A 20,160-nucleotide genomic window follows, 5' to 3' on the forward strand; every position below is an offset into this window, starting at 1 on the left:
CGTGTTGGCGGCGTTGGGTGTCATAGGGGAAGAATTTAATGCCAACGATGTATGACAAACCCGTTCGCATGTTGATGCAGGACATGATCCCCGCACTTGGCATATCTCCTGGCGGTACGTTCACGCGGGAGCAAGCTGTTCATTGGTTCGCTGAAAACTATCCAAAGATCAAACAAGGTACCGTTGCCGCGCATTTGATCCGCCTCTCTACAAACGTGCCGACGAGGTTGCAGTATAGCGTGCGATCCGATGGATCGGATGATCACTTCTACAAGATCGATAGCAGCACTTTTCGACTGTACGAACCAGGAAGAGACCCCACTCCGATCTCGGAATCCACCCCTGCTCCTGAAGAGCCACCTGAATCACCCTCTGACGGAACTGGCGAGTTTGCCTATGAGCATGACCTTCGAGATTTCCTAGCGAGAAACCTTCAACTTCTTGAGCCGGGCCTTACCTTGTACACCGATGAGGGCATCACTGGTGTAGAGTTTCCCGTCGGCGGTCGATTCATCGATCTATTGGCAGTTGATTCATCTGGAAATTACGTCGTAATCGAACTAAAGGTGTCTAAGGGCTATGATCGAGTAGTCGGCCAGCTCCTTCGGTACATGAACTGGATTAAGATAAACCAAGCTGACGAAGGCCAGCGTGTTAGAGGTGTAATCGTCGCGAAAAACATTAGTGAAGATCTTAGTCTGGCTTGTGCTGGGTTGCCAGATGTCGCATTAGCTGAATATGAGCTGGCTGTGTCGATTAGGCCAATTGCTGGGCTGAAGGCATGATGCCCAACAAATCGCTATAGGCGATGTTTGACCCGCCGCCCACTTTTGCCAAAGCTAAAAGAATTGCCTTCAGCGTATGCTGATATCTATGAACAATTCTGTTGTGCCAACATATATGGCTACTGGCATAGATATTGAAGCGTCTCTGTACATGATTTCATCGGATGCAGCCTAGTAAAGCACATCTACGTGCAGCGCTGTTTAGCGAGTTGTTAGTCTGAGCTACAGCACGGCCCGAAACTAACATTAACAAGTCGCTATAGTACGGCCGATGGCCGCCAGACGCCCTTTCATTGTGGCTTCGCTTCCATTACGAGGGCGCAAAACTCAGCGTTATGTGTATCAATTGGAACGGAGGTATAAATGAAGTCCATTACGACCTCGCTGATGTTTGTAGGAGAGCAAGCCGTGAAGGCCGAACAGGCAATCAAGTTCTATACTTCACTATTCCCTGGTTCATAGTTCATCAATATTCAGCGCTACCAAGCTGGCGAGAATGAGCCAGAGGGTTCCACCAAGATGGCTAGCTTTTACGATAAATCGAAAGAGATATAGCTGAAGGTTAGGTGGTTTCCTAAACTGGACACTGAGATGTAGCCCGGGCGAGGGTGACACCGTGGAAATCGATGAAAACAAGGTCGACGATACTGTTTTGGCTCTTCTCTACCTGACATTGCATGACGGTGCTCGCGCGTGGAAGACTTTTGATTGGGAGTCGCTAAATAGGCTTCACGAAAAGGGGTTCATTGCTGATCCTGTCAATAAAGCGAAGTCAGTCGTTTTGACAGAGGAGGGGCTTCAGGCATCAGAGCGACTTTTCAATCAGCTTTTCTCCAAGAAGCAGTAACATTGGCAGGCGTTCAGGCGGATATCGCTAACGACACACGAGTTAATGCATAACTAGTGGCTGTTATCGGCCCTTCGGGGCTGGCCCATTCTCTCGGGGAGAGAAATGTTAGTCGCGATGCTTCTTGTCATTAATTGCGGCGGTGTTGTCGATTTTGATCAGTGGCGAACGACTACTCTATGCAAAACGCATTATTGCGGTGCTGCAACCCGGAACAATGCTGAATCCACGCGAGGAAGTCCGTCATGAGCCAGATTAAATCACCTAGAGTTGTCTCCAAAGAGGAATGGTTACAGGCACGCAAAGCCCACCTAAAGAACGAGAAGGCGCTCACCCGCATGCGCGATCTGGTCGCCCGTGAACGGCGTGAGCTGCCATGGGTCAAGATGGAGAAGGAATACGTCTTCGACACGCTGGAAGGGAAGAAGACGCTTACCGAACTATTCGGCACAACCAGTCAACTGGTCATTCACCATTTCATGTTCGGCCCTGACTGGAATGTGGGCTGCCCGAGCTGCTCGCTGGAGGCGGATCATGCCGAAGGCGCTATTGTCCACCTCGCCAATCACGATGTCAGTTACGTTCGTGTATCCCGCGCGCCGCTGGAAAAGCTGGAAGCCTACAGGAGGCGCATGGGTTGGACTGCCACGTGGGTGTCCTCCCAGGGCAGCGATTTCAATTTTGACTTTCAGGTCTCTTTCGCACGGGAGGATCTTGAGGCTGGTCGGCTCTACTACAATTACCAAGCTATCAAGGATCCGAAATACTTCAGCGAAGAGCTGCCCGGTCTTAGTGTTTTCTATAGGGACGAAAGCGGGGCCGTGTTCCACACCTACTCCTGCTACGCCCGTGGCAATGAGGAGGTCATTGGCGCCTTCGTTTATCTCGACATCACGCCGAAAGGCCGCAACGAGAAGGAAATCATGGACTGGGTTCGGCGCCACGATGAGTATGACGCGAGCCCCGCAAACGTGAGTTGTCACTCATGCTGATGATCTCAGCTTGTCGCATGCCGACCGCCTAGCACTCGATCACAACACTCCGGTTTAGCGGACAAAGTTGAGGCTGCGGCCGGTGAAGATCTGCCTATCTCGCTTGGTTATGGCGACTCGCATCTGACAAATCTCAGTACCTGCGGCCCCAGTTTTCGAACCTTTGTTGCCGGGCAAACTAATAGCTTTTGGATGCATGTTGATTTCGATGTGCGATGTGGTTGATTCTAATGAAATGCCCGCGGCAGACTGTCCAGAAAATAAATTAAGACAGTAGGAAATATGAGGTAGATCGAAATTTGGTTTTACTAGAGCCTTGTTACTTATCCTGTACTGGCTTGTGGCCAAGTCTCAGGCTAAGGAACGGATAAAGCTCTAAAATATTAAACTCGGAGATAGAATACGGTGAACAGTGCGTCTCATAATATTAAAGGTCGGTGTCGTTGTGGCCAGGTTGAATTTGAGGTTAGCTCAAAGCCCATGATCACAATGGCTTGTCACTGCACAGGCTGTCAGCAAATGACTTCAAGCGCGTTTAGCCTTAGTTCGCTATTTTCTAGCGCTGCCTTTTCGATTACATCTGGAGAGCCCGTTATCGGAGGGCTGCACGGTCATACACACCACTTTTTCTGTGAGCATTGCATGAGCTGGCTATTCACACGTCCTGAAGGTATGGATGACTTTGTTAATGTGCGCTCAACGTTGCTAGAGAATTCTCGAACCTATAAGCCATTCATTGAAACTTACACGGATGAAAAGCTGGAGTGGGCGATTACTGGTGCAGAGCATAGTTTCGTTAAGTTTCCACCACAGGAGAAATTCCCAGAATTACTCCAGGAGTATGCGCAAAAACAAGGATAAATGCAGTATTGAAGAATGTGGTTCAGCACACATCAATCGGCTGCAGCGGAGCAATTCACGCTGCACTTCAATCACCTCCGAACGCAAGCACCTGGAATTGGGCGGTGGAATATACGCAGACCTAACAGGCGAGGAGTATGTCGCGGATTTCTTGCTGCCCAACTTCTACTTTCACCTGGTCACGACTTACTCGATATTGCGCAGTGTCGGAGTGCCGATCGGTAAAAAAGATTATATGCTTCACCTGATGCCAAAAGTGAAACAAAGTGCAATCTAACCAGCGCTTCGAACTGATTACTGCGCGCTTCTGCGCAGCTCAAGCTCCGGTATGTGCTGATGGAGAAGTAATTTGAACATTACAGATTTATCTTTCGGGGTCACGGATTGGTCTGAAGTTGAGAGGACTGAGCACTCCGGAGAATACGGTGTTGCTTATTGGAAGACTCGAAATTTCGGGGATATCCGGGTTCGTATGGTTGAGTACAGTCCTGGCTATCTGGCGGATCATTGGTGTGCTAAAGGGCACATATTGCTCTGCCTCGAAGGTGAGCTTCTTACTGAGCTAGACGATGGGCGTGGTTTGTTCTCACGCCTGGTTCGAGCTATCAAGTTGCCGACAATGCAGAACTTCATCGTTCTTCGACGGAGCAGGGAGCTACGTTGTTCGTTGTCGATTAGCATCGCATAATCACTGTTATAGATAGGGAGTAAACGTATGGTCTTCGACTTACCTGCACCAGAACAGCAAGGCTCCAAGTCATTGGTTGGCAGTATTGCGGCTCGGCGCAGCGTGAGGGAGTACACGGATGCACCGCTCCCTATCGGTGTTTTGTCTCAATTGCTTTGGTCGGCCCAGGGCGTAACAGGGCCGGATAAAAAAAGAGCAACGCCATCGGCAGGTGGGTTATACCCGCTGCACCTAAAAATTTTGGTGCAACGGGTATCGGAACTTGAGCCCGGTATCTATGAGTATCAGGTTGATAACCATTCGTTAAAGTTAATTGGGAACCGTGTTCCGGAAGGGGCAGTGCAAGCGCTAGGGATTGGCGAGCAACCATGGTTGGAAGAAGCGGCTCTCGTCATTGGAGTTGCCGCGAAACTGGGAGAGGCAGTTCGGCACTTTGAAGCTCAGCCACCCCAGGGAGAGCGCGGCGCTCGCTATGTCTATATGGAAACGGGGGCTCTAGCACAAAATGTTCATCTTCAGAGTACAGCGCTCGGAGTTGGTTGTGTTTTAGTGGCAGGTTTCGACGATCCAAGGGTGAAGGAAGTATTGAGATTGCCTGCGGACTTGGATCCTACTGCGCTGCTTTGCATTGGGCTGCGGCGTACCTGATAGAGGAGTCGTCATTCATGTTCTCTGCTGAATTCTTGCTTACCTCGTTGGTTGTCGTACTTATTCCAGGCACAGGTGTTATCTTTACCGTTTCCATTGGCTTAATGTATGGGCGTCTGGCAAGCCTCTATGCTTCTCTCGGTTGTACACTTGGTATTGTGCCGCACCTACTGGCTACTGTTCTGGGCCTTGCGGCCATCATGCATACGAGCGCGATAGCATTTCAGGTGCTCAAGTATGCGGGTGTCGCGTATCTTCTTTACCTTGCCGTTGTTACTTGGCGTGACCGAAGCGCTTTCTCTGTTCATGAGGTGAAGCGAAAGGGTGATGCCGTTTCGCTTATGAGCAAGGCGTTTCTGCTGAATATCCTCAACCCCAAGCTGACCATTTTCTTCTTGGCCTTCTTGCCGCAGTTCGTTGCAACTGACGCCCAGTCATCATTAGGACAATTGTTTGGACTGAGTGCTATTTTCATGGCGATGACCTTTGTTGTCTTCGTCATCTACGGGCAGCTTGCCCATGCGTTTAGAGCAGCCGTTATTGAGTCACCGAAGATTCAGAATTGGTTGCGCAGAAGCTTCTCAGCGGCGTTCGCGGGATTAGGCTTACAGCTCGCTCTGACTGAGCGGTAAGGTTTAATAATTCATTTAAACCGACACCGCAAAGCAGTTCGGTTTAATTCAGCGCTAGGTACAAAGAGAGAAGGGATGAGCGCGACACGAATAATGATCTTCGGAGGCCTTGGCGCAGGTAAATCCAGGTTGGCTCTTAGACTGTCGAGAGTTCTTGACATAGCTGTTTATTGTGTTGATGAGGCCGTTCATGACGAGAAGGGGAAGCTTCGGCCAAACTCTGAAATTGATTGCACAGTAAGGTCCTGGGCATCAAAACATCAATGGATCATTGAAGGAGGAAACTCCAGAACCTATTCGGATAGAGCATCTAGAGCTACCGTTCTTGTATGTATGAAGCCGCCACGTTGGCTAAGAGTCTATCGAGTAGCTATTCGAGATAAGCTTAATTTTTCATCGCTTTATTAGTCTTTTATGTATGATGAGGTGTTTGGGTTTAAAGATGATCTAACCTTGAACTCAGTAGGAAGAGATATTGACATCTATATGATTAGAACAAATAAAGGTGCAGATGAATTATTAAAAATACTGGCGCGGAAAAATTGCTCTTCATTGCTATGAATGAATAATACGCTGTGGTCATGGGTATAAAATGTTCAGTGTGCGAAATTAAGGAGCACCAACTTGGCCAGCATGTTAGAGAAAGGAAAAGAAATTCTATCCCAGCAGCCCTTCAGCTTGCTGTTGGGTGCAAACTTGGAAGTATTTGAAACTGGCTTTGCTGAAATAAGCCTTAAAATGAGAGAAGAGTTTAAGCAAAACAACGGTTTTGCGCATGGTGGTATCGTTAGCTATTTGGCTGATAACTGCATCACCTTTGCTGGCGCGTCAGTACTAGGAAGCTGCGTTACCTCAGAATACAAAGTAAACTATGTTCGGCCTGCTGTCGGAGATCGGTTGGTTGCTAGATCTACAGTTTTATACTCAGGTAAGCACCAGTCTACTTGTGAGTGTAAAGTATACTCGCAAGGAAATGGCGAGGAGAAGCTGGTTGCGGTTTCTCTTGGAACCATAAGCAAGACCGGTGCGTTGTAATCTAACCATTCATTCCGAAGGCCAGCTTACAACATGCACATTTTTTGTGTGGTCGCTGTGCTCCTAGCTGTGCACAAAAAAACTGCACATTGCAGGCTGCCCTTACACTCAGCTTTAGCCATTGGAAGGAGGAATTGAGATGTGTGAGACTCTAGAGAAAAGCGTTTCGTTTCGCGTGGCCACTCGCCAAGATCTGCAAGCTATCGTTCAGATGCTAGCCGATGATAGCCTTGGTCTAAAGCGTGAAGATCCTTCAAGTCCTCTGTCTCGTTCCTATCATATGGCCTTCGAAGCTATCGATGCTGATCCTAACAATGAGTTGGTAGTTGCAGTTACAGATCATCATATTGTGGGCGTGCTTCAAATTACCTTCATTCCATATCTAACCTACCAGGGGGGATGGCGAGCACTGATAGAGGGCGTTCGCGTATCCAAGGAAATCCGGTCATCTGGAATTGGTCGCGCTATGTTTGAGTGGGCCATAAATCGCGCTAAAGAAAGAGGGTGTGTTCTGGTTCAGCTCACAACTGACAAGTTGAGGCCGGATGCATTACGCTTTTATGAGGGCTTTGGCTTTGTAGCGTCTCACGAAGGAATGAAACTCAAGCTGTAATCCTACAAGCAGACGAGGATTCTTTAAGGCCTCCCAATGCTTGGCCTCTTTGGTTAATAAAAACGTCAATGCGACCTGGCTGCTTTAAATCCAGCTGTTTACGCTCATCGTTCAGCTTCTCCCTTGACCGCCTACAGAAGATATTTGAGTACACATATGGCCTTTATTGAACCCGTCACCCTATCTGCGCGCAGCGTAAAAATCGTGCCGCTTACACTCAACCACGAAGCCGGTCTGCGCGCTGCCGCAGCGGACGGGGAGCTATGGAACCTGCGCATTACATCGGTACCAGCGCCTGACGAGACGCACCGCTATATTGATACTGCTTTGAAAGCCCGAGAGGAAGGCCACCGCTTTGCCTTTACCGTCATTGAAGAGGCCAGTGGTACGGTGCTTGGCTCTACTAGTTACCATGATATTTTGCCTGACGTAAAAAGAGTGGAAATTGGCTACACGTGGTACGCCAAGCGAGTGCAGCACACGCATGTCAACACCACTTGCAAGCTGCTGCTATTGACACACGCTTTCGAGACGCTGGGATGTAATGTAGTCGGCTGGCGTACTGACAACTTCAATTTTACCAGTCAGCGTGCAATTGAGCGACTAGGCGCGAAAAAGGACGGCGTGATCCGTGGCAACGTGTTGCGCCGAGACGGTACTATTCGCGATACGGTGATGTATAGCCTGCATAAGGGCGAATGGCCAGAGGTGCGTGCGCATCTCGACTATCTGTTGAGCCGACCCCGCACGTAGTGAGGAAAGCGTCGTGGCTTAGTCGATCAAGGCTTTGAAGTGTCGCTATATGCATGCTTAAACGCCATACAAGCATGACTGGATCCGTTTATTCAGGTGTTATGGTACGTGTTGAGGAGGTGGTATGTCGTTCGAAGAGTTACGGTCTGAAGTGCATAAAACCTACATGGAATACTATGTTGCTGGATTTAAGAGCAACGACGTAACGCTGATCGATAAAATGGTCAAATACCCAATCGCATATATTAAAAATGGCTCGGTGATAATGTGTGATTCCTATCCGATAGATCCCAAAAGCCTTAAAAAGGAAAAGGGTTGGGATCATTCTGTCGACTGGAAGTTTGAGGTGACAGCTGTCAATGATAGTGAAGCTCATGCAGTTGCCTCTGCTGTCAGATGCAGAAAAGATGGTTCGAAAATTGAGAGTGTTCATGGGTTCTATGCTTTCACCAAGACGGCCGATGGATGGAAAATGTACGCCGTTGCGGATACTACCTTCTGATCATAACAATGCGCAGCGGTGCACACTTGCAGCCAACGGGCGTCTTTGACAGAGCATCGCTTTGCTTCAAATTAAGTTTCTAGAGTCACAGTTTTCAGGTAATAAGGATCGTTAATGAAGAAAATGTTTCTAACTTCATCGTTTGCGGATGTGGTGGATCTATTTTTAAAATTTACCGGGGGGAAATGCGCTGGCAAAACGGCTACCTTCATTCCCACGGCGAGCCTCGTGGAAGAGGTGAGGTTTTATGTGTCCGCTGGCAAGGAAGCCCTCGAAAAGCTAGGTGTTATGGTTGATGAACTTGAAATTTCAACGGCGTCTAAAGATGAAATAGAGAGAAAGCTTCAAAAAAATAATTATATCTATATCACTGGTGGAAACACTTTCTTTTTACTTCAAGAGCTAAAAAGAACAGGTGCAGATAAAGCCATAATAGAACAAATAAATTCAGGGAAGATGTATATAGGTGAGTCAGCCGGTTCTATTGTTGTGTCGCGCGATATTGAGTATGTGAAGGACATGGATGATTTTACGGCAGCACCTAACGTAGGCTCTTTTTCCTCGCTAGGTCTCGTTGATTTTTATCCAGTCCCACACCATACCAATTTTCCATTCAAAGAATCCGTTGAGAGCATCATCTCCAGTTATAAAGAGAAAATAGGCCTTTGTCCAATTAGTAATGCACAAGCAATTATCGTAAATGATAATAAGTTTGAAGTATGGCCTGACGAGGCTTAACAAATCTTAATAAAGCGAAACAGCACGTGGCTTGCAGCCTCCGAGCGCTTCTAAACTCGCGCCTTAGTGCTTGGCATTATAAGTATCCATCTGGCTAAAAGGAGCCGTAAGTGTTTGAGGTAAAAGCAACCCAACATGTGCTGGTGGTTAACGATCTTGAGAAGACCGAGAGTTACTTTCTCGACAAGCGTTCGATGCAGCGGGCCTATATCCCCTCCACCAAGCCCTGGCTTAACGTTTAACCATCGATCCAACAAACTAGCTGTGCGCTCATGCCTTAAATGGAGAGTCTAATTTTGAGCTATCTTGGTGGATGTTGCTGAGAAACCTCGTAGCTATTTTGGCTTTTGACGGTTAAACACGATCAGAACTGAAGGAGAGACACATGGTAACCAACACAGAGCTTCATGGGGCTTGTCTTTGCGGGATTGTCAGCGTCACCGTTACCACCAAAAGCAACCACGTCGGCGTTTGTCACTGCTCGATGTGCAGAAAGTGGGGTGGGGGGCCGCTGTTTGCGGTGGAGTTTGCCGGTGATGTGGATTTTAACGGCTCGGAGCATATAACTACCTTCAGTTCCTCAGAATGGGCTGAGCGTGGTTTCTGCCAACAGTGTGGCACCCACCTTTTCTATCGCTTAAAGCAGGGTGGACATTACGCGCTTCCCGTTGGCCTTCTTGATAGCGCGGATGATTGGAAAATAACCGAACAGATATTTATCGACCAAAAGCCCCCTTACTATTCACTAGCAGAAAAAACCAAGCAACTGACGGGAGAAGAAGTGTTTGCTCAATTTGGGGAGCAGTAGAGGCTCAGTTCATGGTGCACCAATTCCACTCTCTTACTAATGCTGGCTTGAACCGGAGCTTGGGTTTGCCAAAATAAGGGTTATAACCGGCATCACTTGACTTGGCAAGGAGAGAGCCTTCATCAGCGGGCGCTACGTAATGTGTGGTAATCGACGGGGGAGCTTATGAGCGACAAGAGCAGAATCAGCTTGCAGTGCGTGGTGGGCGATATCGCTCGACAGTCCGATGTAGATGCCGTGGTTAATGCCGCCAATGCACAATTGAGAACCGGTGGGGGCGTTGCCGGGGCACTTCATCGCGCTGCTGGGTCCGGCTTGGCCGAAGAGGGGCAGTCAATGGCGCCCATCAACCCGGGCCAAGCGGTACTCACCGGCGGTCATAATCTGCCCAACCGCTGGGTGATTCACTGCCTGGGCCCGGTATACGGCGTCGACAAGCCGGAGGATCAACTGCTGGCGGACTGTTACCGCAATGCGCTGAAACTGGCCGACGAGCACGGTATTGAACGGCTTGCTTTCCCGGCACTGTCTACCGGTGCTTTCGGCTACCCGGCGGAAGAAGCCGCTCAGGTGTGTGCGGCTACCCTCGAAGCCATACTGCCCAGCTTGCATAAAGTGCGCCTGATCCGCTTTGTGCTGTTCGACGAAGCAGCCCGGCATACCCTCCACCAAGCTCTGGCTCAACGCTTAACCATTGATCCAGTAGACTAGCTGTAGCGCCAATTGTTTAGCTGACGCATGCATGAGAGCTGAGTGGAGGCTGCTGCTTCTGCTTAGTAGGGGGCAGCTTTAGCACCGCTGCGCTGCCGCGGGTGCACTTGAGCTTATTTTATAGCACTATCACGCCGCGTATTCTCCAGCTCCTCAATCATTCGGCGCGCTGCATTAGAAAGCGTTCGATTGGTATGCACCAAATAGCCCAGCGGTCGGTAAATAGGCGGGGTGTCTACCTTTAGCTCTACCAGTTCGCTGTCGATCATCTTTTCCGGCAGCAGGCTCCAGCCTAATCCTACGCTGCACATCATTTTTAGCGTTTCTAAATAGTTGGTCGCCATGCTTACAGGCAATTGAAGACCAGCTTCGTTAAAACGTTTCGCAATAAGTGACCCTGTAAAGGTCTTCGCCCCCGGCATTACGCAGTTGAATTCACACAGGTCGGCCAATGACCGGAGGCTTTGAGGTGCCGGGTCTTGGTTGGCAAGTGGGTGGTCAATCGCACAGGTAAAACAGAGCCGATCACGCCAGAGCTCTACGACCTGCAGTTGTTCATGAGGGTGGGGGGCGAGAGTCACCACCGCCATTTCCAGAGTGCCATCCAGCACCCCCAGGTAAGCCTGCTCAGAATCCAGAAAGTGCAGGTCGAGTTCGACTTCCGGATGGCGCTGAGTGTACTGCTTTAATAGTGGTGGTAAGCGGTGCAGGCCAATATGGTGGCTGGTGGCCAGGGTAAGCTTGCCGCCCACTTGGCCAGACAGGTTGGCTAGTGCCCGGCGGCTGTCCTCAACGGTAAACAGGATGCGCCTCGCTTGGGGCAGTAAGACATTACCGGCTTCGGTTAGCGCAATACGTCGACCAATGCGGTCAAACAGCCGTGCACCTACCTGAGACTCCAAGGTAGCGATGCGTTTGCTAACGGCGGGCTGGGTAAGATAAAGCTGCTCCGCCGCGCGGGAGAAACTTTGCGTATCGGCGACAGCCAGAAAGGCTTGTAGGCTTTGGGTATCCACTTATGAATCCTTGAATAAGTATTCCTGTTTGGAATCTAATCTATGAATAACATGAATTGCTTTTATGCGCGAGTCGCGTAACACTCGTGCTATCGCCATATAAGCAGCACGAAGAGGCTGCCATACCGAACTAGCAGGGCACTGCCCAGGAGAGCCACATGTCAGGTCAAACCCTTTACGACAAACTCTGGAATCAGCACTTGGTAAAGCAGCGCGATGACGGCACTGCGTTGATCTACATCGACCGCCAGCTGCTTCACGAAGTGACCTCGCCTCAAGCGTTTGAAGGCCTGCGTTTAGCTAATCGTAAGCCGTGGCGTTTGGATGCCAACTTGGCTACGCCCGACCATAACGTGCCGACAACCATTAAAGAGCGCGCCGAGGGCAACAGCGGTATTAAAGACCCGGTGTCGCTGATTCAGGTGCAAACCCTGGACGATAACTGCCTTGAGTACGGCATCGAAGAGTTCAAAATCAACGATCCGCGTCAGGGCATCGTGCACGTGGTCGGCCCAGAGCAGGGCGCAACGCTGCCGGGTATGACCGTGGTATGCGGCGACTCCCATACCGCTACCCACGGTGCCTTTGGCGCCTTGGCCCACGGTATCGGTACCTCGGAAGTTGAGCACGTAATGGCGACCCAGTGTTTGCTGGCGCAAAAAATGAAGAATATGCAGGTGCGCGTAGAGGGCGAGCTGGGTCTGGGTGTAACAGCAAAAGATGTGGTGTTGGCGATTATCGGCAAGATCGGTACCGCTGGCGGCACCGGTTATGCCATTGAATTTGCCGGTAGCGCGATTGCTTCGCTCTCTATGGAAGGGCGCATGACCGTGTGCAACATGGCCATTGAAGCGGGCGCACGGGTCGGTCTGATCGCCGTAGACGACACCACCATCGATTATCTTGGTAAGCGCCCCTTTGCGCCGACCGCAGAACAGTGGGAAGCCGCAGTAGCCGACTGGCGCAATCTGGTCTCTGATGATGATGCGCAGTTCGATAAAGTGGTTACTTTGCAGGCTGAAGAGATCGAGCCACAGGTGAGCTGGGGTACCAGCCCGGAAATGGTCACCGGTATTTCCGGCCAAGTGCCCGATCCCAGCGCTGCGCTGGATGAAACCGTTCAGCGCAGCCACACTCGTGCCTTAGAGTACATGGGCCTTCACGCCAATCAGAAAATCACTGATATCAAGCTGGATAAAATCTTTATCGGCTCCTGCACCAACTCGCGTATTGAAGATTTACGTGAAGCCGCCAAAGTCGCCAAGGGCAAAAAGGTAGCTGATTCCATCAAGCTGGCCATGGTGGTGCCGGGTTCTGGCTTGGTGAAGCGCCAAGCTGAAGCGGAAGGTTTGGATAAGATCTTTATTGAAGCAGGCTTTGAGTGGCGCGAGCCGGGCTGCTCCATGTGTTTGGCCATGAACGCGGATAAGCTGGGTGCCGGTGAACACTGCGCCTCTACTTCTAACCGAAACTTTGAAGGGCGCCAGGGTTACGGTGGCCGCACGCACTTGGTCAGTCCAGCCATGGCAGCGGCAGCGGCGATTGCCGGTCACTTTGTTGATGTTCGCAGCTTGCCCGCTAACGACGCCACTCACGCTCAGGAGGCCTAAACCATGAAAAAATTTGAACGTTTTGAAGGCGTGGTAGCACCCCTTGACCGCGCCAACGTCGACACCGACTTGATTATCCCGAAGCAGTTTTTGAAGTCGATCAAGCGCACCGGCTTTGGCGTTAACCTGTTTGACGAACTGCGTTACTTGGATGAAGGCCAGCCGGGGCAGGACTGCTCACAGCGCCCGCTGAACCCTGATTTCGTCTTGAACCAGCCGCGTTTCAAAGGCGCGGAAGTGCTACTTGCTCGGCGCAACTTTGGTTGCGGCAGCTCTCGTGAGCACGCGCCTTGGGCGCTGGAAGATTTCGGTTTTAAGGTAGTGATTGCGCCTAGCTTTGCCGATATCTTCTACAACAACTCGTTCAAGAACGGCATTTTGCTGATTACCTTCCCAGAAGATGTAATAGATCGCCTGTTTGCCGAGGTGGATGCCAATGAAGGCTACCAGTTGGATGTGGACTTGGAGAACCAGCGGGTCATTACCCCGAGCGGTGAGATTTTAGAGTTTGAAGTGGATGAGTTCCGCAAACACTGCCTGCTGGAAGGGCTGGACGATATTGGTCTGACGCTAAAAGACGAAGACGCCATTCGTGCGTTTGAGCAGAAGCATAAAGCCGCACGCCCTTGGCTGTTCCGTCAGTCAGCCTAAAGGGTTTTCAGTTCTCACAGTAAGTTTGATAGCGCGTTGCAACCCCATTGCAATGCGCCAAGCGGCCAAAGTCGCTCTTTAACACGTTAAGGATTCAGCATGACGCATAAAGTTTTATTGCTGCCGGGTGATGGTATTGGCCCCGAGATTGCCGCACAGGCGGCACGCTTGTTGAAGGCGTGCCAGGAAGCGGGCTTGGATATTGAAGTAGAAGAGGCGCTGGTGGGCGGCTCTGCCTATGATGTCCACGGCGAGCCTCTGCCCGCAGAAACCCTGGAAAAAGCTAAAGCAGCCAGTGCGATTTTGTTGGGCGCAGTGGGTGGCCCCAAGTGGGACAAAATTGAAGATCTCTCCAAGCGTCCGGAAAAAGGCCTGCTGGGGCTGCGTAAAAACCTTGGATTGTTCGGCAATCTGCGCCCGGCAATGCTCTACCCGCAGTTGGCCAGCGCCTCTAGCCTGAAGCCGGAACTGGTGGCCGGGCTGGATATTATGATCGTTCGCGAACTCACCGGCGGCATTTACTTCGGCCAGCCCCGTGGCATTGAAGTACGAAATGGCGAGCGGGTCGGTTTTAACACCTATATCTATTCTGAAAGCGAAATTGAGCGTATTGGCCGCGTTGCCTTTGAAATGGCCCAGAAGCGTGGCAAGAAACTTTGCTCAGTAGATAAAGCTAACGTGCTGGAAGTAACCATATTGTGGCGTGAAGTGATGGAGCGTTTAGCGCCCGAATACCCGGACGTTGAGCTTTCCCATATGTACGTCGATAACGCCGCCATGCAACTGGTGCGCGCACCCAAGCAGTTTGACGTGGTGGTGACTGGCAATATGTTTGGCGACATTCTTTCCGACGCTGCCGCTATGCTGACCGGCTCCATCGGTATGCTGCCTTCTGCTTCGCTAAACGAAAGCGGGCAGGGCATGTACGAGCCATGCCACGGCAGCGCGCCGGATATTGCCGGCCAGAACGTGGCTAACCCGCTGGCCATGATGCTTTCGGTGGCCATGATGTTGCGCTACTCATTAAACGAGCAGGCCATGGCAGAGCGCATTGAAGCCGCCGTCGGCAGCGTGCTGGATGACGGCCTGCGCACTGCGGATATTGCCTCTGAAGGTATGCAGACCATTGGCACCGACGCTATGGGCGATGCGGTATTGGCGGCGTTTGCTAAGCAGTAAAGTATTGGTAATGCGTCTGTGTTAAGGGCGCCTGGGGCAGGCCGTAGAGGGGGTCATTTGCCATGGATGGCAAATGTAGCGCCCAGGGATGGGTTCACAGCGCCCCCTCATAGGCCTGTCGCAGGGGTAGCCCTTGACCTATCTCCTGGTTTCAAAATCACCGTAAAGAAGTGTGTATAATGTGAGTACTCATTCTTTGCAGGAGGACTTCATATGTTGAAAGTCGGTTTCGTGGGATGGCGTGGCATGGTGGGCTCAGTGCTGATGCAGCGCATGCAGGAAGATGGTGATTTCAACGGCATCGAGCCGGTGTTCTTCACCACCTCCCAGGTAGGCCAGCCCGGCCCCGACATCGGTGTCGACGTACCTCCGCTGAAAGATGCCTTTGATATTGAAGCGCTCAAAGCGTTGGATGTTGTTGTCACCTGCCAGGGCGGTGACTACACCAAGCCAGTTTATAAAGATCTTCGCAGCGCAGGTTGGAAGGGCTACTGGATTGACGCCGCCAGTACCCTGCGCATGGAAGATGAAGCGACGATCGTGCTGGATCCAGTCAACCGCAAGGTTATCGACGACCAGCTAGCCAAGGGCGCTAAAACCTTTGTGGGCGGCAACTGTACCGTGAGCCTAATGCTGATGGGCTTGGGCGGTCTGTTTGAAGCCGATATGGTCGAGTGGATGACCTCCATGACCTACCAGGCGGCTTCTGGTTCGGGCGCTAAGCACATGCGTGAGCTGCTCAACCAAATGGGCCAACTACGCGACAGCGTCGGCGAAGAGCTAAAAGATCCGTCAAGCGCGATTCTGGATATCGACCGCAAAGTAACGGCTGCCATGCGCAGCGGTGACTTCCCGACCGATAACTTTGCCGCGCCGCTGGCAGGTAGCTTGCTGCCATGGATCGATACCAAGCTAGACAACGGCCAGAGCCGCGAAGAGTGGAAGGGCAGCGTTGAGACCAATAAGATTCTCGGGCTCGACAACAACCCGATCCCCATCGATGGCCTGTGTGTGCGTATCGGCGCGATGCGCTCGCACAGCCAGGCGTTCACTATCAAGCTGAAGCACGATGTGCCGCTTGATGAGATCGAAGATCGCATCGCCAAGCACAATGAGTGGGTCAAGCTGATTCCTAATGACAAAGACGCCACCATTGCTGGTCTAACGCCTGCGGCTGCCACTGGCACGCTGCAAGTGCCGGTTGGGCGACTGCGTAAACTGCAAATGGGCGGCGAATACCTCTCAGCATTTAGCGTGGGTGACCAGTTGCTGTGGGGCGCCGCAGAGCCGCTGAAGCGTATGTTGAAGATTCTTCGCGAACAGTAATTGTTTATTGTTGTACGCCAGTCGAAAACGGGAAGCTGTTCGCAGCTTCCCGTTTTTTTCGGCTAGTCATCTTGATAGTGGGAATAACACCGTTATTTCGTTAAGTTATGACAAAAAAGACTTAGTAAAATTATTTGGTATCAGTCGTTAAAAGTAAGTAGGTGATCAGGGAACATTCATGAAAAAATCACTGACATGGATTGCATGGCTCTCGTTGAGTGCAGTAAGTCCGATTGCGCTGGCCGTTGGTTTTGGGCAGGCGAGTGTCAGCTCATATCTGGATGCGCCTTTAGATGCTTCGATCCCTCTGCTCGAAAGCAGTGATTACGCCCTCGACGAGATTCATATCAGCGTTGCCGAGCCTCCAGCCTTTGCCTCAGCAGGCCTTGAATGGACGCCATTAGCGGCCAGCGTGCGCGTCCAGATTCAAGAGCAGCAGGGGCGCCGACAGGTACGCTTAAGCTCTGATAAAACGATGCAGGAGCCCTGGCTTGATTTGCTGTTAACGGTGGAGTTGCCAGACGGGCAGCAGTTTCGTGACATAACACTACTGTTTGATCCCCGAGGCTATGCTCAGAATCAAGCGCTTGCTCAAAATGCTGCCCCCAGCTCGTCAGCAGTAAGCAGTGCCGTCACGTCTCCGCTTGCTCAGCCCAGTTCGACGCCGCCATCGAGTGCCTATGTGGGGAGCGGCGATACCCTATGGAGCGTTGCCGAGCGTATTAAACCTGACGAGGTGAGCGTACAGCAGATGATGCTGGCGCTGCTGGAGGCCAACTCTGAGGTCTTTCCATCGGGCAATATAAATGACATGCGTGCAGAGCAAACACTTCGGGTGCCCAATTCTGAACGCATTCTGGCGCGCTCTCACGGTGATGCCGATGCTGCCATCAAAGCGATGAATGAAGCCTGGCAGCAACGCCGCCCTGGCTCATTGCAAACAGTAATGCTACCGAAGGTTGAAGCCGCCACGCCTGTTTCTGCTACCTCCATAGCCGCCGACCAAGCTGGGGTTGAAGAAGAAGTCGACGAGCCTGAAGCATTATCTCGTTCGGAACTGACCGAGCAACTGCACCTAAGCCAAGCGACATTACAGCAGGTTCTCGAAGAGCGTGAGTTGATGCGCGCAGAGCTTAACGAACTGCGTGGCGAGGTCACCTCGCTGACCCAGGCGCTAAGCGAGGCATTGGCGGCTCAAGAGCCATCGCCAGAGCCACTCGCTGCCACTTTGAATGTTGTGGACAGGGACGAGACGGATGGCCCGGGTATCGCTGCTTTAATTGAACGCTACCAGTGGTCGCTGGCGTTGGCGGCCATTGCACTGCTGGTAGCGCTATTAGTGTGGCTACGTAAACGCCGGGAAGAGACCTGGGATGACGTCCCGCTTGTTGAGCCAGTGGTGAAGCCAACGGTGTCGCCCAGCGCCGCGCCTCAGCCTGACAACGAACCAGAGCCCCAGGCTGAGGCCGCCGATGCTCCGGCCACTAACGACGAGCAGACATTAGATATCGACCAGTGGCTGGTCGACGATCAAGCGCAGATGCCAGCGCAAGATGACACTCTACGCTATGAAAAAAGCCAAGCGTCGGGACTGGCTGAGCAGGGGCGTCAGCGACGGTTCGGGCTGCATGCCGTGGCCACTGACAGCTCTGAAAGCGTTGCATTGGCGCCTCCGCCGAGTGCTGTCCCTATGAGCCAGCGGCTGGCTTCTATCGGTACGGGTTTACCCGCGTCTGAACCAGCGGTGGCTGCGCAGCCAACCGAGAAGCCATCGGTTGCCGCTGAGGATCCCAGCCATCGCTTTATCGATTACCATCCGCCGATCTTAAACAGCGCTTCCAATAGCCCTTCAAATAGCTTTTCAGGCAGTCAGGATGGCCCTCGCATTGAGACCCCAATGCAGCCCACGGTAGCGTTTGCCAGTGAGCCGCATGCGGAACCGGTGCCTCCGGCGAAACACCCGCGTCGGCCGGTCGAGGAGGAGTGGGAAATTGAAGAGGTAGCATTCAAGCCGCGAGGGCTGGATAATAGTGATCCTTCAAACTCTTCAACATGATGTGGCTTGATGACGCTGTTCTATCACTTCGATGAGAAAATTCCGCTTACTGGCCGCTTGGCAATGGGTATCGAGTACGACGGTACCCGCTACTGCGGTTTTCAGCGCTTAAACCACGCCGCATCGGTTCAGGCGTCGCTAGAGGATGCGCTGTCCAAGGTGGCCAATGAGTCCATTCGGGTGAACGCTAGCGGGCGCACAGATTCGGGTGTGCACGCGACGCGCCAAATCGTTCATTTTGACCCGCCGGTGGGGCGCTCTGAAAAAGCCTGGATCTTTGGCGCTAATACCCAGTTGCCCCGCGATATCGCCGTGCGCTGGGTAAAGCCCGTAGGCGACGACTTCCACTCACGCCTGTGTGCCCTGGGGCGCCGTTACCGCTACGTGCTGCTGAACCAGATTAGTCGCCCCGTATTAGAGCGGGCCAATGTGACCTGGTGCCGGGATCCGTTAGACGCCGATGCCATGCACCGGGCTGCCCAGGCGCTGGTAGGCGAGCACGATTTTTCCAGCTTCCGGGCCGCTGGGTGTCAGTCCAAAACCCCCTGGCGACATATGCACTTTGTGGACGTAAAGCGCTACGGCCAGTTGGTGATGATCGATATTCAAGGCAACGCGTTCTTACACCACATGATTCGCAACATTGCCGGGGCGCTGGTGAGCGTCGGACGCGGTGCCCAAGATGAAGCTTATATTGGTGAACTTTTAGCGCTTAAAAACCGTCGCAAAGGGGATGTGACGGCACCCGCCTGCGGGCTGCATTTTGTCGATTCGGTCTACGATGAGCGCTTTGATCTGCCTAAAGAGCCGTTGGGGCCGCATCTGCTCTCATTTACTGGAGAGTGGACGGGAGAGCGCGAGCTTCCTGATACGCCACGGGTGGCCTATCGACGCAATCGCTCGTTGTGTAACCCGGCAGCTACCCCTAAACAGGAGGCGTCGTCATGAGTGCTGCTCCGCAAACCCGCACCCGAATCAAGTTCTGTGGTTTTACGCGTGGTGAGGATATTGATCTCGCCGTGGCGCTGGGCGTGGATGCCTTGGGTTTCGTTATGTGGCCAAAAAGTGCGCGCAGCGTGAATATCGAACAACTGGCGGCGCTCTCTGCCCGTGTGCCTCCCTTTGTGACCCGTGTGGGGCTGTTTGTCGACCAGCCTGCTGAGCTCATTGAGCAGTGCTTGCCTTATCTCGATATGCTTCAGTTTCATGGCAATGAAACGCCCGATGATTGCCAGCGCTTTTCGCTACCCTGGATGAAAGCGCTGCGCATGCGCGATGAGATAGATCTTACCCATGAGGCAGAGCGCTATCATCATGCTCAGGCGCTGCTGCTAGACGCGTATCGACCGGGGACGCCGGGGGGCACGGGGGAGACCTTTGATTGGTCTAGAATTCCCGCAAATCTTGCAAAACCTGTTATCCTCGCCGGTGGGCTGAGTGCTGATAACATTGCTGACGCTGTGCGTCAGGTAGCGCCTTATGCAGTGGATGTGTCCGGTGGTATTGAAGCCTCTCACGGCTGTAAAGATGCTGACAAAATGGCGTCTTTCGTGCGTCATGTGGCGTTAGCCGACACCCACTAGCGTTCCCCGCATAAGTTTATGTAAGCCTAGTTTTTGTGTAATTTATGCGTATTGCTTATGGGTATTTTATCGAGCTACGTGTTTACGTCGATTCATTTATTGTTTGCCTGCTCTGGCGATCTTGTG

General features: G+C 52.0%; 24 protein-coding genes. 23 read left to right on the plus strand and 1 reads right to left on the minus strand.

The window, feature by feature from the left end; genetic code table 11:
• The first annotated feature begins 38 nt into the window (after nt 1-38).
• The 16 genes from HZS52_RS15505 (at nt 39) to HZS52_RS15580 (ending at nt 10,613) form a co-directional block, all read left to right on the plus strand.
• On the plus strand, nt 39-785 hold the full coding sequence (locus HZS52_RS15505; RefSeq protein WP_041158526.1) for an endonuclease NucS domain-containing protein: 747 nt from the start codon (nt 39-41) through the stop codon (nt 783-785).
• Between the two features lie 616 nt (nt 786-1,401).
• The gene (locus HZS52_RS15510; protein WP_190373130.1) at nt 1,402-1,632 is read left to right on the plus strand and encodes a DUF6429 family protein; all 231 of its coding nucleotides are present in this window, start codon (nt 1,402-1,404) and stop codon (nt 1,630-1,632) included.
• Between the two features lie 245 nt (nt 1,633-1,877).
• Entirely contained in the window at nt 1,878-2,624 is a 747-nt protein-coding gene (locus HZS52_RS15515; protein WP_041158524.1) for a DUF899 domain-containing protein, read from the plus strand.
• 405 nt (nt 2,625-3,029) lie between these two features.
• A complete protein-coding gene (locus HZS52_RS15520; RefSeq protein ID WP_041158523.1) occupies nt 3,030-3,485 on the plus strand; it encodes a GFA family protein in 456 nt (151 codons plus the stop codon).
• On the plus strand, nt 3,466-3,762 hold the full coding sequence (locus HZS52_RS15525) for a DUF1993 family protein (RefSeq protein WP_200890250.1): 297 nt from the start codon (nt 3,466-3,468) through the stop codon (nt 3,760-3,762). Before HZS52_RS15520 ends, HZS52_RS15525 begins: the two co-directional genes overlap by 20 nt.
• A 72-nt stretch (nt 3,763-3,834) precedes the next feature.
• Nucleotides 3,835-4,173, plus strand: a complete 339-nt coding sequence (locus tag HZS52_RS15530; RefSeq protein ID WP_223827938.1) for a DHCW motif cupin fold protein — start codon at nt 3,835-3,837, stop codon at nt 4,171-4,173.
• Nucleotides 4,174-4,200: 27 nt separating this feature from the next.
• Nucleotides 4,201-4,821, plus strand: coding sequence for a SagB/ThcOx family dehydrogenase (locus HZS52_RS15535; protein ID WP_190373131.1), 621 nt, complete (start codon nt 4,201-4,203; stop codon nt 4,819-4,821).
• A gap of 17 nt (nt 4,822-4,838) precedes the next feature.
• A complete protein-coding gene (locus HZS52_RS15540) occupies nt 4,839-5,453 on the plus strand; it encodes a LysE family translocator (RefSeq protein WP_027957494.1) in 615 nt (204 codons plus the stop codon).
• A 633-nt stretch (nt 5,454-6,086) separates the two neighbouring features.
• A complete protein-coding gene (locus HZS52_RS15545; protein WP_190374927.1) occupies nt 6,087-6,488 on the plus strand; it encodes a PaaI family thioesterase in 402 nt (133 codons plus the stop codon).
• Between the two features lie 139 nt (nt 6,489-6,627).
• A complete protein-coding gene (locus tag HZS52_RS15550; protein WP_027957491.1) occupies nt 6,628-7,101 on the plus strand; it encodes a GNAT family N-acetyltransferase in 474 nt (157 codons plus the stop codon).
• A 156-nt stretch (nt 7,102-7,257) separates the two neighbouring features.
• Nucleotides 7,258-7,854, plus strand: a complete 597-nt coding sequence (locus HZS52_RS15555) for a GNAT family N-acetyltransferase (protein WP_190373132.1) — start codon at nt 7,258-7,260, stop codon at nt 7,852-7,854.
• Nucleotides 7,855-7,978: 124 nt separating this feature from the next.
• The gene (locus tag HZS52_RS15560) at nt 7,979-8,356 is read left to right on the plus strand and encodes a hypothetical protein (RefSeq protein WP_190373133.1); all 378 of its coding nucleotides are present in this window, start codon (nt 7,979-7,981) and stop codon (nt 8,354-8,356) included.
• Nucleotides 8,357-8,470: 114 nt separating this feature from the next.
• Nucleotides 8,471-9,094 carry a peptidase E gene (locus HZS52_RS15565; protein ID WP_190373134.1) on the plus strand — a complete coding sequence of 208 codons (624 nt, stop codon included), beginning with the start codon at nt 8,471-8,473 and terminating at the stop codon, nt 9,092-9,094.
• 110 nt (nt 9,095-9,204) lie between these two features.
• Nucleotides 9,205-9,336, plus strand: a complete 132-nt coding sequence (locus HZS52_RS24650) for a hypothetical protein (protein WP_263364910.1) — start codon at nt 9,205-9,207, stop codon at nt 9,334-9,336.
• 143 nt (nt 9,337-9,479) lie between these two features.
• A complete protein-coding gene (locus HZS52_RS15575; RefSeq protein ID WP_022523210.1) occupies nt 9,480-9,902 on the plus strand; it encodes a GFA family protein in 423 nt (140 codons plus the stop codon).
• A gap of 165 nt (nt 9,903-10,067) precedes the next feature.
• On the plus strand, nt 10,068-10,613 hold the full coding sequence (locus tag HZS52_RS15580) for a macro domain-containing protein (protein ID WP_022523211.1): 546 nt from the start codon (nt 10,068-10,070) through the stop codon (nt 10,611-10,613).
• Between the two features lie 113 nt (nt 10,614-10,726).
• Here the strand turns inward: HZS52_RS15580 and HZS52_RS15585 are convergent, their stop codons facing one another.
• Nucleotides 10,727-11,629: a LysR family transcriptional regulator gene (locus HZS52_RS15585; RefSeq protein WP_190373135.1), complete on the minus strand. Its 903-nt coding sequence runs from the start codon at nt 11,627-11,629 to the stop codon at nt 10,727-10,729.
• Between the two features lie 158 nt (nt 11,630-11,787).
• Here HZS52_RS15585 and leuC point away from each other — a divergent pair, with 158 nt between their 5' ends.
• The 7 genes from leuC (at nt 11,788) to HZS52_RS15620 (ending at nt 20,034) form a co-directional block, all read left to right on the plus strand.
• A complete protein-coding gene (gene leuC, locus HZS52_RS15590) occupies nt 11,788-13,239 on the plus strand; it encodes a 3-isopropylmalate dehydratase large subunit (protein ID WP_138801671.1) in 1,452 nt (483 codons plus the stop codon).
• 3 nt (nt 13,240-13,242) lie between these two features.
• Nucleotides 13,243-13,890 (plus strand): 3-isopropylmalate dehydratase small subunit, encoded by a 648-nt coding sequence (gene leuD / locus HZS52_RS15595; protein ID WP_009286958.1) that lies wholly within the window; start codon nt 13,243-13,245, stop codon nt 13,888-13,890.
• A 99-nt stretch (nt 13,891-13,989) separates the two neighbouring features.
• The gene (leuB, locus tag HZS52_RS15600) at nt 13,990-15,069 is read left to right on the plus strand and encodes a 3-isopropylmalate dehydrogenase (RefSeq protein WP_022523214.1); all 1,080 of its coding nucleotides are present in this window, start codon (nt 13,990-13,992) and stop codon (nt 15,067-15,069) included.
• Nucleotides 15,070-15,282: 213 nt separating this feature from the next.
• On the plus strand, nt 15,283-16,395 hold the full coding sequence (gene asd, locus HZS52_RS15605; RefSeq protein WP_022523215.1) for an aspartate-semialdehyde dehydrogenase: 1,113 nt from the start codon (nt 15,283-15,285) through the stop codon (nt 16,393-16,395).
• Between the two features lie 178 nt (nt 16,396-16,573).
• Nucleotides 16,574-18,451, plus strand: coding sequence for a FimV/HubP family polar landmark protein (locus tag HZS52_RS15610; RefSeq protein ID WP_190373136.1), 1,878 nt, complete (start codon nt 16,574-16,576; stop codon nt 18,449-18,451).
• A gap of 9 nt (nt 18,452-18,460) precedes the next feature.
• Nucleotides 18,461-19,399, plus strand: a complete 939-nt coding sequence (gene truA / locus HZS52_RS15615) for a tRNA pseudouridine(38-40) synthase TruA (RefSeq protein WP_190373137.1) — start codon at nt 18,461-18,463, stop codon at nt 19,397-19,399.
• Complete coding sequence (locus HZS52_RS15620; protein WP_190373138.1) at nt 19,396-20,034, plus strand: phosphoribosylanthranilate isomerase; 639 nt, start codon at nt 19,396-19,398, stop codon at nt 20,032-20,034. The genes truA and HZS52_RS15620 overlap by 4 nt, the downstream gene beginning before the upstream one ends.
• Nucleotides 20,035-20,160 lie beyond the last annotated feature (126 nt).

Source organism: Vreelandella titanicae, assembly GCF_014697095.1.
GTDB lineage: Bacteria > Pseudomonadota > Gammaproteobacteria > Pseudomonadales > Halomonadaceae > Vreelandella > Vreelandella titanicae.